At 29.1% G+C, this 19858-nt stretch carries 20 protein-coding genes; 4 read left to right on the top strand and 16 right to left on the bottom strand.

The features are described 5' to 3' along the window. Positions 1–125: 125 nt before the first annotated feature. Genes moaC through RSA29_RS11955 form a run of 3 tightly spaced genes read right to left on the bottom strand, consistent with a single transcriptional unit; the run spans position 126 to position 2125 of the window. Positions 126–608: a cyclic pyranopterin monophosphate synthase MoaC gene (gene moaC, locus RSA29_RS11965; protein WP_346942405.1), complete on the bottom strand. Its 483-nt coding sequence runs from the start codon at positions 606–608 to the stop codon at positions 126–128. A gap of 22 nt (positions 609–630) precedes the next feature. After that, the gene (moaA, locus tag RSA29_RS11960; RefSeq protein ID WP_346942068.1) at positions 631–1626 is read right to left on the bottom strand and encodes a GTP 3',8-cyclase MoaA; all 996 of its coding nucleotides are present in this window, start codon (positions 1624–1626) and stop codon (positions 631–633) included. A gap of 7 nt (positions 1627–1633) precedes the next feature. Continuing rightward, positions 1634–2125 (bottom strand): MogA/MoaB family molybdenum cofactor biosynthesis protein, encoded by a 492-nt coding sequence (locus tag RSA29_RS11955; RefSeq protein WP_346942069.1) that lies wholly within the window; start codon positions 2123–2125, stop codon positions 1634–1636. Between the two features lie 444 nt (positions 2126–2569). Between RSA29_RS11955 and RSA29_RS11950 the strand changes: the two genes are divergently transcribed. Continuing rightward, complete coding sequence (locus tag RSA29_RS11950; protein ID WP_346942070.1) at positions 2570–2968, top strand: BlaI/MecI/CopY family transcriptional regulator; 399 nt, start codon at positions 2570–2572, stop codon at positions 2966–2968. After that, positions 2968–4986 carry a M56 family metallopeptidase gene (locus RSA29_RS11945; protein ID WP_346942071.1) on the top strand — a complete coding sequence of 673 codons (2019 nt, stop codon included), beginning with the start codon at positions 2968–2970 and terminating at the stop codon, positions 4984–4986. Before RSA29_RS11950 ends, RSA29_RS11945 begins: the two co-directional genes overlap by 1 nt. 50 nt (positions 4987–5036) lie before the next feature. On the opposite strand, the gene RSA29_RS11940 is transcribed toward RSA29_RS11945, so the two are convergent. The 12 genes from RSA29_RS11940 to RSA29_RS11885 form a co-directional block, all read right to left on the bottom strand. Further along, complete coding sequence (locus RSA29_RS11940; RefSeq protein ID WP_346942072.1) at positions 5037–5600, bottom strand: MgtC/SapB family protein; 564 nt, start codon at positions 5598–5600, stop codon at positions 5037–5039. A 209-nt stretch (positions 5601–5809) separates the two neighbouring features. Further along, on the bottom strand, positions 5810–6445 hold the full coding sequence (locus tag RSA29_RS11935) for an HAD family hydrolase (RefSeq protein WP_346942073.1): 636 nt from the start codon (positions 6443–6445) through the stop codon (positions 5810–5812). A gap of 64 nt (positions 6446–6509) precedes the next feature. After that, a complete protein-coding gene (locus RSA29_RS11930) occupies positions 6510–6839 on the bottom strand; it encodes a hypothetical protein (RefSeq protein ID WP_346942074.1) in 330 nt (109 codons plus the stop codon). Positions 6840–6945: 106 nt separating this feature from the next. Continuing rightward, a complete protein-coding gene (locus RSA29_RS11925) occupies positions 6946–7317 on the bottom strand; it encodes a YbaN family protein (protein ID WP_346932930.1) in 372 nt (123 codons plus the stop codon). Between the two features lie 202 nt (positions 7318–7519). After that, complete coding sequence (locus RSA29_RS11920; RefSeq protein WP_346942075.1) at positions 7520–8056, bottom strand: GNAT family protein; 537 nt, start codon at positions 8054–8056, stop codon at positions 7520–7522. 246 nt (positions 8057–8302) lie between these two features. Beyond that, a complete protein-coding gene (locus RSA29_RS11915) occupies positions 8303–8812 on the bottom strand; it encodes a hypothetical protein (RefSeq protein ID WP_346942076.1) in 510 nt (169 codons plus the stop codon). A 5-nt stretch (positions 8813–8817) separates the two neighbouring features. Next, complete coding sequence (locus tag RSA29_RS11910; RefSeq protein WP_346942077.1) at positions 8818–9225, bottom strand: DUF4430 domain-containing protein; 408 nt, start codon at positions 9223–9225, stop codon at positions 8818–8820. Positions 9226–9412: 187 nt separating this feature from the next. Further along, entirely contained in the window at positions 9413–10393 is a 981-nt protein-coding gene (locus RSA29_RS11905; protein ID WP_346942078.1) for a cation transporter, read from the bottom strand. A gap of 360 nt (positions 10394–10753) precedes the next feature. Continuing rightward, entirely contained in the window at positions 10754–11812 is a 1059-nt protein-coding gene (locus tag RSA29_RS11900; RefSeq protein ID WP_346942079.1) for an HD-GYP domain-containing protein, read from the bottom strand. A 299-nt stretch (positions 11813–12111) separates the two neighbouring features. Continuing rightward, positions 12112–14064, bottom strand: coding sequence for an SEC-C metal-binding domain-containing protein (locus RSA29_RS11895; RefSeq protein WP_346942080.1), 1953 nt, complete (start codon positions 14062–14064; stop codon positions 12112–12114). A gap of 266 nt (positions 14065–14330) precedes the next feature. Continuing rightward, on the bottom strand, positions 14331–15998 hold the full coding sequence (locus RSA29_RS11890) for an ABC transporter permease (protein ID WP_346942081.1): 1668 nt from the start codon (positions 15996–15998) through the stop codon (positions 14331–14333). A 27-nt stretch (positions 15999–16025) separates the two neighbouring features. Next, the gene (locus tag RSA29_RS11885) at positions 16026–16970 is read right to left on the bottom strand and encodes an ABC transporter ATP-binding protein (protein ID WP_346942082.1); all 945 of its coding nucleotides are present in this window, start codon (positions 16968–16970) and stop codon (positions 16026–16028) included. A 403-nt stretch (positions 16971–17373) separates the two neighbouring features. On the opposite strand from RSA29_RS11885, the gene RSA29_RS11880 reads away from it, so the two are divergent. Both RSA29_RS11880 and RSA29_RS11875 read left to right on the top strand, forming a co-directional pair. Further along, positions 17374–17796 carry a hypothetical protein gene (locus RSA29_RS11880; protein ID WP_346942083.1) on the top strand — a complete coding sequence of 141 codons (423 nt, stop codon included), beginning with the start codon at positions 17374–17376 and terminating at the stop codon, positions 17794–17796. Between the two features lie 395 nt (positions 17797–18191). Then, positions 18192–19613, top strand: coding sequence for an alanine/glycine:cation symporter family protein (locus RSA29_RS11875; protein WP_346942406.1), 1422 nt, complete (start codon positions 18192–18194; stop codon positions 19611–19613). Positions 19614–19709: 96 nt separating this feature from the next. Here RSA29_RS11875 and RSA29_RS11870 read toward each other — a convergent pair whose 3' ends face one another. Then, positions 19710–19856 carry a hypothetical protein gene (locus RSA29_RS11870; protein WP_346942084.1) on the bottom strand — a complete coding sequence of 49 codons (147 nt, stop codon included), beginning with the start codon at positions 19854–19856 and terminating at the stop codon, positions 19710–19712. Between the last annotated feature and the right edge of the window lie 2 nt (positions 19857–19858).

Below are 19858 nucleotides of genomic sequence, written 5' to 3'. Positions count from 1 at the left end.
AATTTCACCTCATTCACTGATTCTTATTTTATTTTTAATATAGCGGCTCATTAGATTTATACATTTCATTTTTTTCTTGTGTTAGGGACATCTTCATCAAAATAATGTTAACATCTAAAATTCACCTATATCTGAATCTCAACTGTTCCAGACTTTCCACCTATTTTATTTAAGAGCCTTATATCACCTATAACCATAGTTTTATCAATACCCTTACACATGTCATATATGGTTAACCCAGCTACTGCTACCGCTGTTAATGCTTCCATCTCTATACCCGTTTCCCCTATAATCTTTGTAATTGATATTATATCAATCTTATTTTTCTCATAATCGAATTTAAATTCAATATCACAGGCTCCCATCATAATTGGATGACACATAGGAATTATATCTGAAGTCTTCTTCGCCCCCATAATTCCTGCTACTTGAGATACAGCTAATACATCACCTTTAATAATTTCTCCACCTTCGATTCTTTCAATCGTAGATCTTTTCATATAAATAGATCCAATTGCTATAGCCTCTCTTTTAGTTTTTTTCTTCGCACTAACATCTACCATCTTTGCTCTACCTTGTCTATTTATATGAGTAAGATTTTGCTCCACATCTTTATTCTTCTCCATATGATTATCCTCCAATTTGAAACATGTTTTTAATACTTTTACTTTCGCCATCCTTGAAGAGGTTATGTTCCCAAGGCTTATTATACACAGCTTCATAAATTCTTTGTTTTAGTCTCTCCCCTAATAATTTTAAACCTTCATCACTATTATTCAGTCCTTCTCGAAGATCTTGTAGCACCTGATACTCAGCTTCTCCATGTAGACAAGGTCTAATTATTCCATCACTAGTTAGCCTAATTCTGTTACATTCATTACAAAACTTGCAACTTAAAGGAGTAATAAATCCTATATTACCCTTCCCATTTTTAGTTCTATATAATTCCGCTGTGGATGATTTTTTATGATTTTGTGGTATAAGTTCTGGATAACTGTCCACAATCTCCATTGAAGATATAAAATGTTCCTTAAACAACTGTACCCCTGATCCTATTGGCATAAGTTCTATAAATCTAACATCTACTGGTAACTCTTCAGTTAACTTAATAAAATTACCTACCTCATCTAAATTTATCCCCTTCATTAACACTACATTGATCTTTACTGGCGTAACTCCCAGTTCTAAACACTTTCTAATTCCAGCCTTAACCTTACTAAGATATGGCCTGCCAGTTATCCTTTGATACTTGTCCTCATTCAATGTATCCAGACTTATATTAACTCTAGTTAATCCTGCATTTTTAAGCTCTTCTATCCTTTCTTCGAGAAAAATACCATTAGTTGTTAATGAAATATCTCTTATACCCATTATTTGTGAAGTGTTATAAATTATCTGTGAGAGCTCCTTTACAATAAGAGGTTCTCCACCTGTAAACCTTACCTTGTCAATCCCTAGTTCAGCGAAAATTATGATAATTTTATTTATTTCTTCTATAGACATTCTAGTATTTATTTCAGCCTGATTACAACTTCCATTCGGCATACAATACATACACCTTAGATTACATTTATCTGTAAGTGAAAATCTCAAATAATTTATACTTCGCCCATGAGCATCTTTCATAATTTTTTCACTTCCTCCCACATTCAGTTGCTTCCCCTATAAGAATTTCAACCCCATGACCTAGGGCTGGTAAAATAAACTCTAAATTTTCTTTAGCACCCCTTGGACTTCCTGGAAGATTTATAATTAATGAATTTTTTCTGATGCCTGAAATACCTCTAGACAGCATAGCCCTTGGAGTTATCTGGAGAGATTTCATTCTCATAACTTCACCTATACCAGGTACATATTTTTCTATGACCTTTGCAGTGGCTTCCGGCGTTACATCTCTTTTAGAAAACCCTGTTCCACCATTAGTTATAACTAATGGAAGTCCAAGATTATCACAAATATATTTAAGTTCACATTCAATATCTCCAATTTCATCTGGAACTATTTTATAATATTTAACCTCGTATCCATAGTTTTTAAGACACTCCTTAAGTGTTGGTCCAGTTTCATCTATTCGCTGACCATTAAACCCTTTATCACTTACAGTTAAAATTCCAACTTCTATCATACAGCTGCCCCCTATATCATATTACTTCCTTAAGTAGTTTTTTCTAATATTCAGCTGTGGGTAATATATTCTTCTTAAACAAACTCCACCTGAATATGATTCCCCTAAAATCCTGACTGTCCCATCAGTTTTATTATCATCAATTATATCACATCTATTCTATTAATTGTAAAATACTTCTATTATTAAAATTTGAATCTATACACTTTTTATTAGTTTTTCAAACCACCTGTATTATAATTAAAAATGTACAATTTAGAATTTAAAATCAATGAAAATAAAAGATAAAATCCTTAAAGATTTTTAAAGAACGAAATGTATAAACTTAATCAGAACATACATGTTTAAAAACATCCCTCATTTCTATGTTATATTTTAACATTTATGTTGACATTTACTTACTATCGTAATAACATATAAATATAACTACTACATTTGTAGAAGGTGGGGATTATTATAAATAAAAAAATTAAAAGACTACCAGATTCTGAACTAGATATAATGCTAATAATATGGGATGCGGGCGAACCAGTTTCCAGAGCATACATTGAAAAACAAATTAATGAAAAAAAAGACCTTGCTCCAACAACAATACTCTCCTTACTAACTAGACTTATAGACAAAGGATTTGTTTGCTCCGAAAAACAAGGTAAAAGCAACATTTTTTCTGCTATAGTAGATGAAAATTACTATTTACAAAACGAAGGTAAATCCATATTAGAAAAACTCTATGGAAACTCTCTTAAAAATTTTGTTGCTGCTCTGTACCAAGGAGATCATATTGATGAAACTCAACTTTCAGATTTAAGAGACTTTTTAGATAAAACTAAGGAGGGAAAATAGTGATTGAAAAGTTATTTCTTACGTTTATTGAAATTACCCTTACAACCTCAATTATAATTTTACCCTTACTTTTATTTTCTTCTAAATTAAAGAAAATTTATACCTCTACGTGGCGATATATTCTATGGCTTGTTATTATAGTTAGGTTAATTATTCCCCTAAATCTTAACTTACCTAAGTCACCTATAAACATAACTGTACCTAAACAGCTTGAATCTACAGCCTATAATTTTACCGTTAACACAACTTCAGATAAATCTAATGTTTTAGATTTTAAAAATACTTCAGATAAATCTACTTCTATAGATACAAACATAAATTCAAGTAAAATTGCCACTCCAATAGAGGAAAAATCGCTAACCCCTATAGACATCACCCCTTTGAAGCTAATATCTATACTCTGGCTTATTGGTGTGTTATCTTTTATAATCTACCAATTCATTAATTATTTCATATTTAGGAAGATAACTTTACGCTGGAGTACACCTGTAACAGATAAAAAAATTCTAGATATATTAAAAAATCTTTGTAGTGATATGGCGATTAAAAAATCTATTAAAATTATGACCTGTAAAAAAGTTGCAAGTCCCATGCTTCTTGGATTATTAAAACCTATGATAATTCTTCCAACTAAAAACCTTAATAGCGACGATTTATCAGTAATTCTAAAGCATGAATTAACACATTTAAAATGTCATGATATAAGTTATAAACTAATAATGAACACTTCAACTGCATTACACTGGTTTAATCCACTAATATATCTTATGGTAAAAGAAACTTCTAAAGATATTGAATTCCATTGTGATGACCTTGTAATAAGGAATATGGATACTGCGTATAAAGCCAAGTATAGTGATGCTATATTAGCAGCTATGCACTATAATCCAAATTACAACACAATTTTCTCAACTAATTTTAATGGAGATGTAGAAACCATGAAAATGAGATTTAAAAATATTTTTGATACAAATAAAAAACATAAAGGCATTAGTGCCCTATGTATTATACTATCGATGATTCTAGTCAGTTCCTCTCTTGTTGCTTGCCACAAAACAAAAAAATCTTCAACCGAAGACACTGCAAAAGCATTTTTAAAAGGCTACTATGAAATTAAAGATTATGATATATTAGCAGAATATGATGTAGTTATTGAAGATGCAACCAAAAACAAAAAATATAAATATCCAATTACTACAGGGGTTCCTCAATTTACCGATGAAGTTGACGGAAAAATAAGAAATATATTTTTAAAACAAATTAATGATTATATGACAGTTGATGCTGGAACTAACCTTATTTTAAATCGATATGTTCCTAAAAATATAGTAATAGCTAAAGAATTTGGTTATACCGTTGAAGTAAAGGAACTAACTCTAGGGGATGCTGGTAACAACCAACTTATTAAAGATTACTATAATTATTTTTATTCAGCAAAAATCATCTTAACCTATGAAGATGGAAATGTGGAAGAGCAGGTTTTAGATGGTAATATTTCATTAAAAAAAGAAAATGAAAAGTGGCTTGTCTCTAGCTTTAAAGAAACAAATGGATTAGTACCAAATAAAAATTATTATAAACCATCAAATGATAATTCATCTAACTCACAAAATGAAAATATTAATGATGTCAATTCGAATACTTCCTTTGCTACTCCACAAGAGCTTTGTGATGCATATATGCAAGCAATGTTAGATAGTGATTATTCCTTCATAGGCGGCCATACTGCTAATTCAATTAATTCTACCAGTTTAGCTGAAGGACAAAAAACATGGGATACAATAAAAATTCAAGATGTAAAAATAGTTGAATCCGAGGTTAGAGATACTAAAGCGTGGTATGAACTTGAGTTTAATGTTACTGACCCAGGAACTTCTGCTTTTGATAAAGGCCCAACTGGAAGGTGGCTCTATATATCTTCTATAACAAAGAATAATGTAGTTTATTGGTATGTGGAAGGTCTGAATTCAGGTGGAAAACCCGATGAAAATTGGTGGAAACTAATGCTTGGCGGCTAATATTTTAAAAGCCACTAAGTAAGGTTAACCTTTACTTAGTGGCTCACTTTTTATAAACTTGTAGTTGTCTCTTTTTCCTCAAATATTTCTTTACAATTATCACTGCTTTCACAAGTCGTAATTGTATCCCGTAATAATTTCTTAGACTTTCTCTTTTTACCTTCTTTTTGTATTGCACTATCTGCTTTTGTAAAAAATTTTAATATTATAAATACCATTATTGATGCTGTTACTGCTAAGCTATAATACCCTTGTCCAACTGAAAGTCCAAGACATGCAACAACCCACAATGTAGCCGCCGTAGTCAAACCTTTTACAGATCCTTTATCCCTAAGAATTGTACCTGCTCCGAGGAATCCAACCCCGCTGATAACCTGTGCTCCAAGTCGTCCCATATCAACCTTTATTATATTTTGATACATTGGATCTGCTGCTAATTCCATAGCCTTTTGTAAGTTTAACTCACCAATTAATGATATAATAGTTGCTCCCAAACATACTATTATATGAGTTCTAAAGCCCGCTGGACTATGTTTGAACTCTCTTTCATATCCAACTAACCCACCTACAATTACGCCTATTATAAGTCTCTGTACAATTGTTATATAATCCATATTACCTCTTTCTTCAATAATTAATTAAACTATTCCCCACTACATTAAGTAAAATAAAGTGCCAATAATCTTAGTAATCATTAATTTTAATTTAGAATCTTACTTATATTATATGCAAGTAATAACTTTTGTCAAAACATTATACAAATAAAATAACTAATGTGTAAATTAATATTCATACATTAGTTATTTTTTAGTTTTTTTGTTTTCTAAAATTTCAAAGCTAATATTTCAGTAAGATTATCTATTTTATAATCGTATTCTTTAACATCTCCAAAACCATATTTAGCATAAACGAAAGGTATTGCTGCAAATTTTGCTGCTTTGCAATCCCCATCGGTATCTCCTATATATATTGGATTCTTCAAATTGTTTCTCTCTATTACAATCTTTATATTCTCACCCTTTGTAAGTCCTGTACGTCCTGGGTGCTCAAAATCTATAAAATACTTATCTAATTTATGTGCATGTAAAAATGCCTCTATGTATCCCTCTTGGCAGTTACTAACTATAAACAGCTTGTATATTTTAGATAACTTTTCAAGTATTTCCTCTAAATTATCATATAATTTTCCACCATGTTCACTTAAATACTCACATTCTGATTTACAACAATACTTTAATATTTCTGCTTGCTTTTCTTCATCTAAATAAGGAAAAAACTTTTTACCAATATCCTTAATCTGAAGTCCCATTACTCCTTTTAAATCTTCAACAGTTATTTCATTTCTTATTTCTTTATATCTGTGTCTAACATGATTCCATGTGTCCACAATTTGCTCTGATGAATCCCACATTGTTCCATCTAAATCAAATATAATACTATCAATTTTATTGTTTGACATCACAATCTACTCCTTTACTACCAATTTCTCTATTAGTATCTCAATGCTTAGCTGATATTATTTCTTATTCTTCACAAGCTGGTTCTAAATATACAATTCCCTTACCATGTTCTCTTGCATATTCAATTTCACTCCTTGTACTTGATCCAATATATCTATTCTTATTTATTACAAATATCTCATCTGCCATATCAATTTTTCTTTTATGTATATCATCAAGCATAACTTTAATCTCATCAGTTATAACAGTGCCAAATTCATTATCTGCATGCCCAAATAATCCAACCGAAATTACGATAGTTCCCTTAAGTGTAAGTTCCTTTTGTACCATTATAAACTCTTCTTTAAACTTTGTGCTGCCACATAGAGTTACAACTTTATATTCTCCAACCATCTATTTTCCCCTCCCTTTCTATTGAATTATTTATAGCCTCACTTTAGATATAATTATACCACATATATTTTCTATTTTTGTAAAATATATGCGGCATATATATAGGCTACTTCTTAATAGTTTTAATTTTAAAGAAAAAGTAATAACCCTTAGCTATTATCATTATTATGATTATTCCTTTAACTACTAAACTATCTAATATAATTAGTGGAAATAACATCATAAAATCTGCAAATAGTAATATTGACATCTTCTGCTTCAAAGTCATAGCTCGTTCCTTTACAAAGCTCTCTAAATGATCATTATATATTTTTGTTTCTTTAAACCAAATGTCCAATTTTTCTGACCCTCTCACAAAACAAAAGGATGCAAACAGTAAAAAAGGTGTTGTTGGCAATATCGGTAATATAACGCCTAGGAATCCTATCGCAAATGATATTATCCCTAAAAGTATATATAGAATTTTTTTATATCTAATCACGTAATCCTCCCTAATTTATCTGATATCCAACCATTGTAACCTACTCTCTTAAAGTAGTAATAGCAATAAGCAATTATATCTAATATTGATCTTGATTATAAAATTCATCTCAAACAATCTCAATGTAAAAATCACTTGATAATCTTATATTATATTCACTTACTGTATTTTTATATTCTCCTAATTTAATCCTCTAAGATTAAATTTTGCTTATATATTCGCCCCTAGTTATAGAATAGCAAATATCATCATAAATACTACCATCATATATCTCACTAGCCATTCTAAGTGTTCCCTCATACTTAAATCCACACTTTTCAATAACTCTTTTAGACCTTATATTATGTGGATAGTGATAAATTGAAATAATACTAGCACCAATATCTTCAAATAAATGCTTTATTACTCGTTCCACAACTTCTGTCATAATTCCCATTCCCCAGTAATCCTGTGAAAGTACATAACCAATCATTCTAGCTCCTGAGCTTCTCCTTTTTCCATCCCCATGATTTCCTACTGAACCAATAACTTTATTATTTTCCCTATCTACAATTGCCCATACTTCATTGCCCTCAATGAAAGATTCTAATATTTTAAGAGACTTGCCCATGCTTTCATGTGGTTGCCATCCTGCATTTGGTCCTACATTCGGATTTTTAGCATACTCATAAAAATCTTCTAAATCTTCTATCCTCCATGGTCTTAAAACTAGTCTTTTGGTTTCTAATACTTTCATAAAAAATCCCCCCATGTGTATTCCTTAACAATTCCCATAATTCAACTATATCACTTTAATTGTGTAAATAGAACCTCTATTCTAGAGCTATACATATTTCTAATTTTTTTAAAACCATACGTATGACGGTTTGTCTTGTTATACAAAAATAGCAAAAGAACCCTGATAACTTCAGAGTTCTTTATTCGTTAAATTTTTATTTATATTTTGAAATATCCTAAGATTTCTTTTGACATTTGTTTTAATTTAAATCCCCATATTATATTTTTGTACCATGCGCTTTAATATAACATATATCCTTTTACCTAAAGCGAGCATAATAAAATAATTTCCTACCATATGAATTAAATCATATGGTATTCCATTTATCCAATATGTTAATGCAAATGTTGGCGACACTACAAAAATATATGAAATTGCATATAGACCACCAAATATAAGCCCAAAGGCACCTGAAACTATACTCCATCCTAAAAAGTTTTCTTTTATGACCCTTTTTAATATTAATACTATTATTACCAATAGTGGCCACACAATCCAATAGCCAAACCACCATGTTCCCATTCCAGTAACAAGAACCAAAAGAAAGTTGAAAACTACTACTATTATTAGAGATCTTCTCCCTAAAACTAATGTATATATTATTAGTAAAAACGATACAGGCTCTATATTTGGTATTCCACTCATCATAATTTGTAATACAAACATAAGTGCTGCAAGTAATGATAATATTATTACATCCTTTGTCTTATACATATATCCTACCAGCCTATAGTAAGTATAATTTCTATTTTATCACCATCTTTTATTGGAGTATCATCAATTCCTGTTTGAGAATCCTCACCATTTATTTTTAAATTCCACCATTCCTGTTTACTTTTATTTTCATCTACCTTTAATCCATCAGCTGCTATTATAAATCTTGAAACCTGTGATGTATCAACATCCACTATCTCCATTTCATCCAAAGCTGCCCCTAATGTTTCCACATTAGTTGAATGTGTATGCATCTTTTCATAATTATCTTTTTCACTTTTAACAGTTACTTCTATATTTTTGTTTCCTTTAACCATATTCTTTGAGTTATATTTCTTATATATAAATAATCCACCTAACGCAATTATAATGACTAATGCTGATATTATTAATATTTTCATATTCTTTTTCATATTATATCCTCCTACTTTATTATTTGAACTTTTTTTATTTAGCTATCTTATCTCATATAAATTTAAAAACAAAACAACTCTCTTTCTATAAGGAAAGAGAGAAATCTTTTCATAATGTATATATTACACTATTTATTTTATTATATCAAATTAACCTGCTTTTTATTTTCATATATACTAGGAATAACTATATAGAAATCGCTAAATAAGTTACATACCCTGCAACTACAATTATACTAGCTAAGGCATATGGCAATGAACTAATTTGTTTATTTATTTCTTTATCACTTTCTTTTTTCATTTTTAATATACTATATGAAAAGACAGTGCATATAATTCCAAAAATTATTAACAAATACACTTGATTTGAAGGTATATAAATTGAACCTTTAATATACATAATATCTGCTAAAAATAATATACAGAAATTAAACAGATTGCTTCCTACTAAATTACCTATCATTGCATTGAAATTACCTTTAGCTACCAATGATATTGATGCAGTTACTTCTGGAAGCGAAGTTGCTACACCTAAAAATAATGCACCTGCTAAAGTTACACCTAAATTTAAATCTTTAGCAATCATATCCGTAACTATAGTTATTCCAATACTACATGCTATTAATCCTAAGCTTAAAATTATAAATCTAACATATATCTGCTTTACCGTAAGGTTACATTCACTCTCTACACTATTATTTGTGCCTTCATCTCCAGACATTTTTCTAACTCCAATAACATAAATTAACATGATTATAATTGAAAATATACTAACTCCAAAGAATGTAAAATCTCTACCTACTGAAATTGCAATAAATATAATCCCATATAAAATCATTAAAAATTTTAATGTATTTTGGTGGCTTGTTGTTATTTTAGCCTTCTTAAAAGGTTTAAGATACATAAAAATTAACAACCCAAGTACAGCCGTGTTAAATATATTACTTCCAAGGATATTTCCCGAAACTAATTGTACTTCATCTAAAAACACCGTTGATGCAATACTTGTAAAAAGTTCTGGTAACGATGTTACTGCTGCTAACATAACACCCCCAATAAATGCACCAGATAAATTTGTTTTTTTATCTAACTCATCTACATAATAAGATAATCTAATAGAGAATCCAATTACGCATATTGCTAGTATTAAATATAATATATAGATCATTTCAATTCCTCCTACCTATTTTTTCTTTCGTATTTTACCGTACATACAATTATATCCAAATTAGATATGATATTAGTCATTAAATTAAATGTTCGCAAAATAAAATAGACTTACATTCTAACTTTAGAATATAAGTCTCGTCATTTAATATTAAACCAAAGTACCGTTGTCTCTACTATGTTGATTTAATCAACATAACTTCATAACAACCTAGTCTAACTACTTTAATATATAAAACATATCAACTTTTATTTAAGTATCTACTTATAATTTAGATTCATTTTTGCCTTTTATATAATACCATATTTCTTACACTATATCAATTTAATATTTTTCCATATAGGTTTTTAGATTTATAATTTATTCATCCATAGTATTAACAATAACTACATTTATAGTATCCTTTAAATTAATATCATAAGGAGTTACTTTGTTATTAAGTTCATTCTTTACTATTCTAATAATAGGCCTGTCCGGATACCCCTTATTCTGATTAACCACATACCCAAATAAATTATTTGATAATCTTACAGGACATCCTAATGGATAAACTGCAAATGTTTCTTTAAATAACTTTATTATCTCTGGATCAAAACTTCTATAAGTTTCTGCTAAAATTAATTCATAAGCTTCCCTTGGATCAAATTTTTTCCTATATGACCGATCTGATGTTATCGCTGTGAATACGTCACATACGGATATAATTTTAGCAAATTCAGATATTTCATCACTCTTCAATTTAAATGGATACCCATTTCCATCATATTTTTCATGATGACTAATTACTCCACTTATTATCTCATCACTAACCATAGGATTATTTTTCAAAATTTCCATCCCATATTCTGGGTGTTTTTTTATTTCTTTGAATTCTTCATCACTCAATTCACTTGGCTTATTTATGATTTCATTTGAAATTCTAGTTTTCCCAATATCATGAAATAATGATGCCACCGCAAGTTCCCTCAACCGCTCTTTAGAATAATTCATATTTACGCCTAGAAAAATTGACATAATACTAGTATCTACTGAATGTATATATGTATAGTCATCATATAATTTTACTTCATATAAGTTTAAATTTATGTAGTTTTCATTTTGAACATAATCCACTAAATCATCAAGTACTGTTATGGATTTTTTTATAGATTTTTCATCACATCCAATTAAATCCTTAAACATATTTGGAAGTGTCTGAAGTACATTTTTTTTAAGATTTATAAGTTCCGTATCATCCTTTATATCTTTCAAGTCATCATGCTCTACATATATAAAGAATATTCCTTGTTGTTCTATTTTTCTTTTTATATCTGATGTAATTACTATGCCTTTTTTTAATAAAACCTTTCCATATGCAGTAATTATATCTTTACCTAGTATTTCATGACCTTTAAGATCCTTAAGTAACGTTAACTTCATATATCTTCTCCCCAAAATTTTCATTTTTTCTAATTTTATCATATCATATTATTGCATTTTCTGATACGGAAACTTAACATTTATGGATTTAAATAGCATCTTTTGTAATAATATATAATTGTTTCATGTTTCATAAAGTATTATTAAAATAAAAATAGCACACCGGTTACTTATTTATGACTTACCAATGTGCTACATATGTTTTAATTAAATCTATATATTTAATTCTTTAAAAATGAATCAACAATTTTATCCTTAATAGATTTCTAAACTATAAATTATATTTCCCTAATTAAAATTTATATATTATTTTTTATTTCTTGAAAATCAATCACCTTGCCACCACAGCATTTTTTATACTTTTTCCCACTACCACAAATGCAAGGATCATTTCTTCCAACTTTTTCTTTAACTTCAATCTGTTCCTCTTTACATTGTAGTTCTCTTATTGTATTTCCCTTTAATACCCACTGTGGAGTGTTACTTAAAAAGCTTTCCATTTCACCAATAATGATGTTTTTATACACTTCGCTTTCAACTTCCACACCACTTAGGAACTCTTCAATAATTTTATTTGAAGTCATTCCATTGTTTAGATCATCTACTATTGTTTTAATTATTTCATCACACTGCTCTTTATCTATATCAAAGCTACTTGATAAAAATTTGTGAAATTTGCTGTAGGCCTTACTTTTATGATTACCATAAGATTTGGCACTATCTAGCAATTCACTTTTGGTAAATATTTTATAATTTATATCTTCCCTTTGTATATGTTCCTTCAATATTTTATCAGCATCTAAAACTTCGTAATTACTAACAATTCCATTTTCATAATTTATAAATCTACCTATGGCTGAAGATTCTTTTAAAATACCTTCTACCTCTATATTCTCTATCTGGTTATCTATATATGTTCCTAGAAGTGTCTTAAGGTTTTCTATTGTAATACAGCCATAATAATTACACATACCGGTACAAATATTTATCATTTCATCATTTTTCTTAAGCTGTCGTCTTAAGTCTAATATATTAGCATTCAACAGTATATCTTGAGTTTCCTTTGGCATAATAGTAATGTATTTATCTTCTACTTCTCCTGTAAATATTATACCTCTATGCGCAAAATAATAACTATACTCTTCATCTATAAAGTCATCTGACTCTTTTAACCCACCATTATTAGCCATTTCCAGTAAATAACTGATTCTTGCTGTATCCATATTATTTAACACTAATAATAGCGCTTCTTTGTAATCATTAATTATTTTATCTTTAATTTTATCTTTACTTAAAGATTTAATTTTAAGAATACCTAAGTTATCTCCAATTGTCAAAAGCTCCTTTTTACCTAACTTTTGCAAATGATATTCTAAGTCAAATACCTTTTCTGTCTTTGCCCACATTTTCTCATAGTATTTTTCAAGCTCAGGTATAGCACTCTCCATCATATCCTCAAAGGATGGTTCTAGCCCTTCGTCTTCATAATTATTTAAAATTCCCTTGTCTGTATCTACTTTTAAATTTTTTAATTTATCTGACCATAAACCATTGTTAGGAACATATTCAAGTTCGTCCTCTTGACTACCATAGTAAGCACACATTCCGGCCCTTGGAGAATTTGTGAATTCCATCTTTTCTATCATTTCATCTGTATTCTTATATTTATTTTTTCTGCATGAATTACATAATAATAAATCTTCCCTATGATTAAAATATGTAGCTATCTCTCCACATCTTCCACACTGGAAAATCGGTTCATTATTTCTCGCCATAATTTCTATAGGTTTTATGCTATTATCAGAAGTAAACTTATCTAAAACCTTTATACTAAGCTCAGTTGTAGATCCAAAATCATATTCATATTTAAATTTACTTCCAACCTCTACAACTTCTTTTAATTCCACATTCATATTTTTAACATTATTACTATCATCATTATTAGTCTTTCTAACTTCAAAAAATTCTCCATTAATAGTAAATCTACTCAAATGTCCACAACACTCTAACCAAATATCCCTTAAAAATTGGTCTAATGCTTTTAGTGTAGAATTTTCATCAACATTTATATATAACCAATATTCACTTGGATCATATTTAAAGTTTATTTCTATTAAAAACTTCTCTTTTATATCTGTTTTTTCATCTTTATTTCCGTTAATATATTCATTTGCTTCATTGCAACTCTTAATATGCCTTGTAACTCCAGATTTTCCTAACTCCTTATTACAATAGTAGCATTTACCCTTCATCCACTATCACCTCGAAATATAATTTTTATCACATCTTGTTACTTTATCATAACTTCTAAAAAAAATCACTTAATTTATACATGTTTTTCTCCTACTGTACACATCCTCATCCTATATAAGACAATGATTTCATGATACTACATAAATATTTTCGTCCAATTTAAAAGGTGCAGAATTTCATTTTTATTTGAAATTCTACACCTTCCCAAATTATAATTTATAATTTATAAATTGTTAACCTTAAATTCTTAATTTTAAATTCTCAATTAATTAGTAACATCTCTTTTAGTAAATACTAAGAAAGATACTACAATTAGTATTGCCGCAATTAAAAGTAATTGTACAGCTCCCATAGTTGAATTCAATGCTATACCAAACTCCTTCGTTAACATATCAACCATGTAATTCCCACTAACAAATTTAGTTAAATCAACATAAGGTATTATAGTTTTCCCTACCCACTTCATGTTTAATTCCGCCATAACCATTAATGCCGCTGAACTTCCTAAGAATCCAACAGTTGTAAGTCCAACTGCAAGTGCTGTATTTTTTATAACTGTTGAAATAGTAAATACTACTGCAATTATAAATATTAAACTGATGCTTGAGAATAATAGTTTTGGAATTATAGATATAATGTAGCTTTTCTCAACTATAGCTCCACTTACAAATGATATAATAGGAGTTCCCAATGTTCCAAAACCATACACAACTCCACTTATTATAACATTCAATATAAAGGTTGCAATTAGAACCCCATATCCTAGCATAAATATAGTTACAAGTTTAGAAAATAATATCTTTGTTCTTGATACTGGTCTTATCATAAGTAATCTTACTGTTCCTGTAGAATATTCTGAAGATACAATTCCTCCACCAACTATTATACATAATATAATTGCTATATTTACGTAAATAAGATAAGTACTATCTATAGAATTTCTGGCATCGTCACTAAAATTAACTTGTGGCATATTATTTTCAAGACTATACCAATCCAATGCTATAGTTTCTTCTATTGTCTTTTTGCTTGTTTCAAAATTTTCCTTATACTCATCATAAGTTAGACCTTTAGCTATTTGATAATTATACTGCTGTTTAAACATATCCTCATTTAAAAGCTTCTCGCCTTTTCTATCTATATTATAGGCTATATCTTTTATAGTTTTGTTCTTCCAATTTTTTATATCATACGGTATTTTATTATCGTATCTATATTTAGTTGCTTCTAATCTCTCTTCCATTACTAATAATTGAAGCTTTGCATCTTCTAAAGAATCACTTATCTTCTTATTCTCTTTATCCTTACTAAATTGTTCTTCCAAAAGTTTTATATTTTCTTTACCTTGCTTTATCTCTTCATTTGAAAACTTTATAGTTTTTTCAAGATATCCTAGATAATCATTTTTATCAATAGTAGCATATAACTCACTACTTTCCTTTAATTTCTTATCTATTTCCTTTGTAACCTCTTCTTTTGTCATATCATAGTAATCATTAAACGACTCTATATCAAAATCATGTATATTGTAAAATAACTCTTCTTTTGATAATCCTTCTAAAATTCCTGAAAGTAGAATTGCTTCCTTTTTCTTTGAAGATGCTCCATTTAAAACTTCACCTCTCCAATCTTCCCATGATATGTTGCTGTCAATTGACACCTGAAGATTTTTAATTGATTCCTCAAAAAACTGCTTTTGAATACCACTGTTTTTCTTACTATCATCTATATTTTTAGCCTCTGTCTGTTGCCATTGGATCTGATTTTTATAGTTTTCCAGTTGCCAATTCCCATGATCTCTGTTGTTCATAACCTTTAAAGCAACTGGTAACACTATAGTCGCAATAAGGATTAAAATAATAATGACTTTTATACTTGTTTTTTTATACTGTTTTATTAATTCATTTTTAATTAGTCCACAAACCTTACTCATTAATTTTCACCTTCTTCTTAGATATTTTTAATTTATTTGACTCTTAGAGCCTTTAGTTATTTTCATAAATTCATCTTCAAGAGTATTAGTTAAAGGGGCAAGTGCATAAACAAGTATCTCTGCCTTTACTAATATCTGATTAATTTTAGCAACTTCATCTCGAGAACATGAAATCACAAATTTATTCCCTTTAATTTCCAATGTTATATTTTTATTTATTTCAGCTATTGCATACTCCATAGCACTCTGTGCCTTCTCAATATTGTCAACTTCTATCTCATAACTATTCACACTTGAAATCTCTTGATTTTTAATATCCTTTAAAGTCTTCATATCAATGATTTTCCCATTATCTATGATTCCTACACGGTCGCACATAAGCTCCATCTCACTTAATAAATGACTTGACACTAACACTGCAAGACCATCTTTTTCAGCTAAAACTCTTAAGTTATCACGCAGTTCCTTAATACCCATAGGGTCTAGTCCATTTGTAGGTTCATCTAAAATTAAAAGCTTTGGATTGTGTAGTAACGCTTGAGCAACCCCAAGTCTTTGACGCATTCCGAGTGAATACTTCTTAACTTTATCGTCAATACGATTTTCAAGTTTCACCATTTTTATAACTTCATCAATTCTTTCTTTGGAAATATTACCGTGCATTCTTCCGTATATTTCAAGATTGGTACGCCCTGTAAGATATCCATACATCTCCGGATTTTCTATGATTCCACCAACACCCGAAAGTGCTTTTTCAAAATTATCCTTAACATTGTTTCCACTTATGAAAATTTCACCTTCATCAATTTTTAAAAGCCCTGTAATCATCTTTATTGTTGTCGTTTTACCAGCTCCATTTGGTCCTAAAAATCCAAATATCTCACCTGAATTTATTTCAAAGCTGACATTATCAACAATTTTACGTTTCCCCATTATTTTACTAACATTTTTAAGTTCTAAAACTGTAGACATTCTCTCACCTCATACTATTTGATAAATTTAGCATACAATATCTTTAATAGTTTGAAAACACTTTAAGTACATTTGTAAGAAATATGTAAGAAATCACTCTAATCTTCCGTCAAATGTAATAATTTCTTAATAATTAATCTACTATAATTTATTTTTTAAATATTAAGATATATTTTATATAATTATTAAAACCCTTTATCCCAAACTCTAAATTTTACATTCTTAATTATAATTCATACACTTCATAAAATATTAAAAATCTAATTTGCAAATTTCTTTGTATAGCTTGTACTATTGTACTATAATAGAGGAAATAGATATGTACGTATTAATTATAATAAGTAGTGTCAAAACCAATTAAAATACCTTTACCACAGCCCTATTTATTTAAAGGAGTGATTGAATGAACTTTTTGAACGACACATATGGACTTGATTTTTTTTCTATTTTCCTAATATTTTCAGCATCTCTCCTAAACTTGTTTTCTGTTACTAGGCTAATCTCTTGCGTAGTACTAATTTTTGCACTATACAGAGTATTTTCTAGAAATGTAGAAAAGCGTGAGCAAGAACACAGAAAATTTTGCACCTATGCTAACAGATTTTTAAGTAAGTTTAATAAAGCTATACCTAGCAATCTCCCAGTATTTCACTTTAGCGATTGTGCACCATTATTCAGTAATTTAAAACGATGGTTTAATGAAAAAAGAAATTACAAGATTGTTAAATGTCCAAAGTGTAGTCAAAAACTTAGACTACCTAGAGGCAAGGGCAAGATAACTGTAAATTGTAAGAAATGTGGACATGAATTCAAAATGAAAAGTTAAAATATTATAGAAAACAGAGTGATTTCAATTAAATTGATATTACTCTGTTTTTTCTTCTAAGAATAATCTTATAACTAGTTTCTTACTTAAACACTAGTCATCTTGTATTTTTTTATAATTATTCATAACCCTCTAGCTTCTATACTGTCACACTAGCCTCAATTTTATTATATATATTTTAAACACATTTAATTTCCATATAAATTTTCTTGATTTTTTCGAAATTTCTATATATTATATAAATAATATTGTAAACTTTGTCTTTCAGTGTCACTTGTTGTATGCATCTTTGCTAATTTCATACAACTTAAAGCTTAAGTTTATTAAAATTTGATTAAACAAGGGGATGAATTATGAATTTTTTAACTAACATCGGAAACACACTAAATACTTTCATGGAATTTTTAGCAGGTAAAGTAGATATCATAAATACTTTTATGTGGTCCTACGTACTTATCTTCTTATTAATATCAGTGGGTATTTATTTTTCTATTAAAACAAACTTTGTTCAATTTAGGTATCTAAAGGAAATGTTTAAACTTCTAAAACCTAGCAATACAGATAAACAAGATGGTGTTTCATCATTTCAAGCATTCTGTATAAGTACCGCTTCTAGGGTTGGTACTGGTAATATTGCTGGGGTTGCCATGGCCGTTGCTGCTGGTGGACCAGGTGCAGTATTTTGGATGTGGCTTATAGCACTTATAGGTGGGGCTTCTAGTTTTGTAGAAAGTACTCTAGCCCAAATTTATAAGACTAAAGATAAAGATGGAAACTTTCTTGGTGGACCTGCTTATTACATAGAAAAGGGGTTAGGCAAAAGATGGCTTGGTATTTTCTTTGCCATTTTAACAACTCTATGCTTTGGACTAGTGTTTAACGCTGCTCAATCCAATACTACTACTTTAGCTTTTACTAATGCCTTTAATATTAGCCCTATAATAATGGGTCTTATATTATCTATTTTAACTGCTACTGTAATCTTTGGTGGCGTTAAAAGAATTGCAAAGGTTTCTGAAGTAATAGTTCCGATCTTTGCAACTGCTTATATTTTAGTTGCTATTTTTGTAATAGTAATTAACTTTAAATCTCTCCCTAGTATTTTGAAATTAATATTTGAAGGTGCTTTTGGCGTTAGACAAGCAGCCTCTGGAGCTCTTGGTTTTACTATAATGCAAGGAATTAAAAGAGGATTGTTTTCAAATGAAGCTGGTATGGGTAGTGCCCCTAATGCAGCTGCAACCGCAAATGTATCCCACCCTGTAAAACAAGGACTTACACAAACGCTGGGTGTTTTTACTGACACCATAGTTATTTGCACTTGCACAGCTTTTATAGTTCTAATATCTGGTGATTACGCAAATACAACTTTAACTGGAATTGAGCTTACACAAAGTGCATTAACTTCTCAAATCGGAGTTTTTGGTAGCTATTTTTTAGCTATTTGTACATTTCTGTTTGCCTTTAGCTCTATAGTTGGAAACTATTACTATGGCCAAGCTAATATAGAATTTATAACTAGTAATAAAATTGTACTTAATTTATTTAGATCATTTGTTGTAGTTACTGTTTTTACAGGTTCTTTAACTTCTATAGATATAGTTTGGAACCTAGCCGATTTATTTATGGCTCTAATGGCAGTTGTAAATCTATTTGCTATTGTACTTCTTGGTAAATATGCTTTTGCCGCTCTTGATGACTACTCACTGCAAAAGAAAAACGGTAAAGACCCTACCTTTAAAGCTTCTTCAATCCCTGGACTTGAGAATACAGAATCTTGGGATGATGAACTTGATGATTTTGAAAATTGTTCTTAGATATTAGTTATATCTAGAAAATTAATTCTAACAAAAGGCTAATAATTGATATGTTAACCATCAATTATTAGCCCTTTGTTATTTAATAGGTTTCATTTACCCTTGAACTTTATTCTTATTCTCATATGCAATTAGGATAATATTTTTATTGTCGCCCTTTGCTATAGTCTGTTCAAGGTCTGTAATCCTACTTTTTTCTTCCTCTGTCATGTTTGCAAATTTATAATCTTCAAATGTTTGCATAA

The sequence above is a fragment of the Clostridium sp. genome (assembly GCF_036660475.1).
Taxonomy (GTDB): domain Bacteria; phylum Bacillota; class Clostridia; order Clostridiales; family Clostridiaceae; genus Clostridium_J.
The sequence above is the reverse complement of the archived record's forward strand: the minus strand, read 5'-3'. Positions and strand labels throughout refer to the sequence as shown.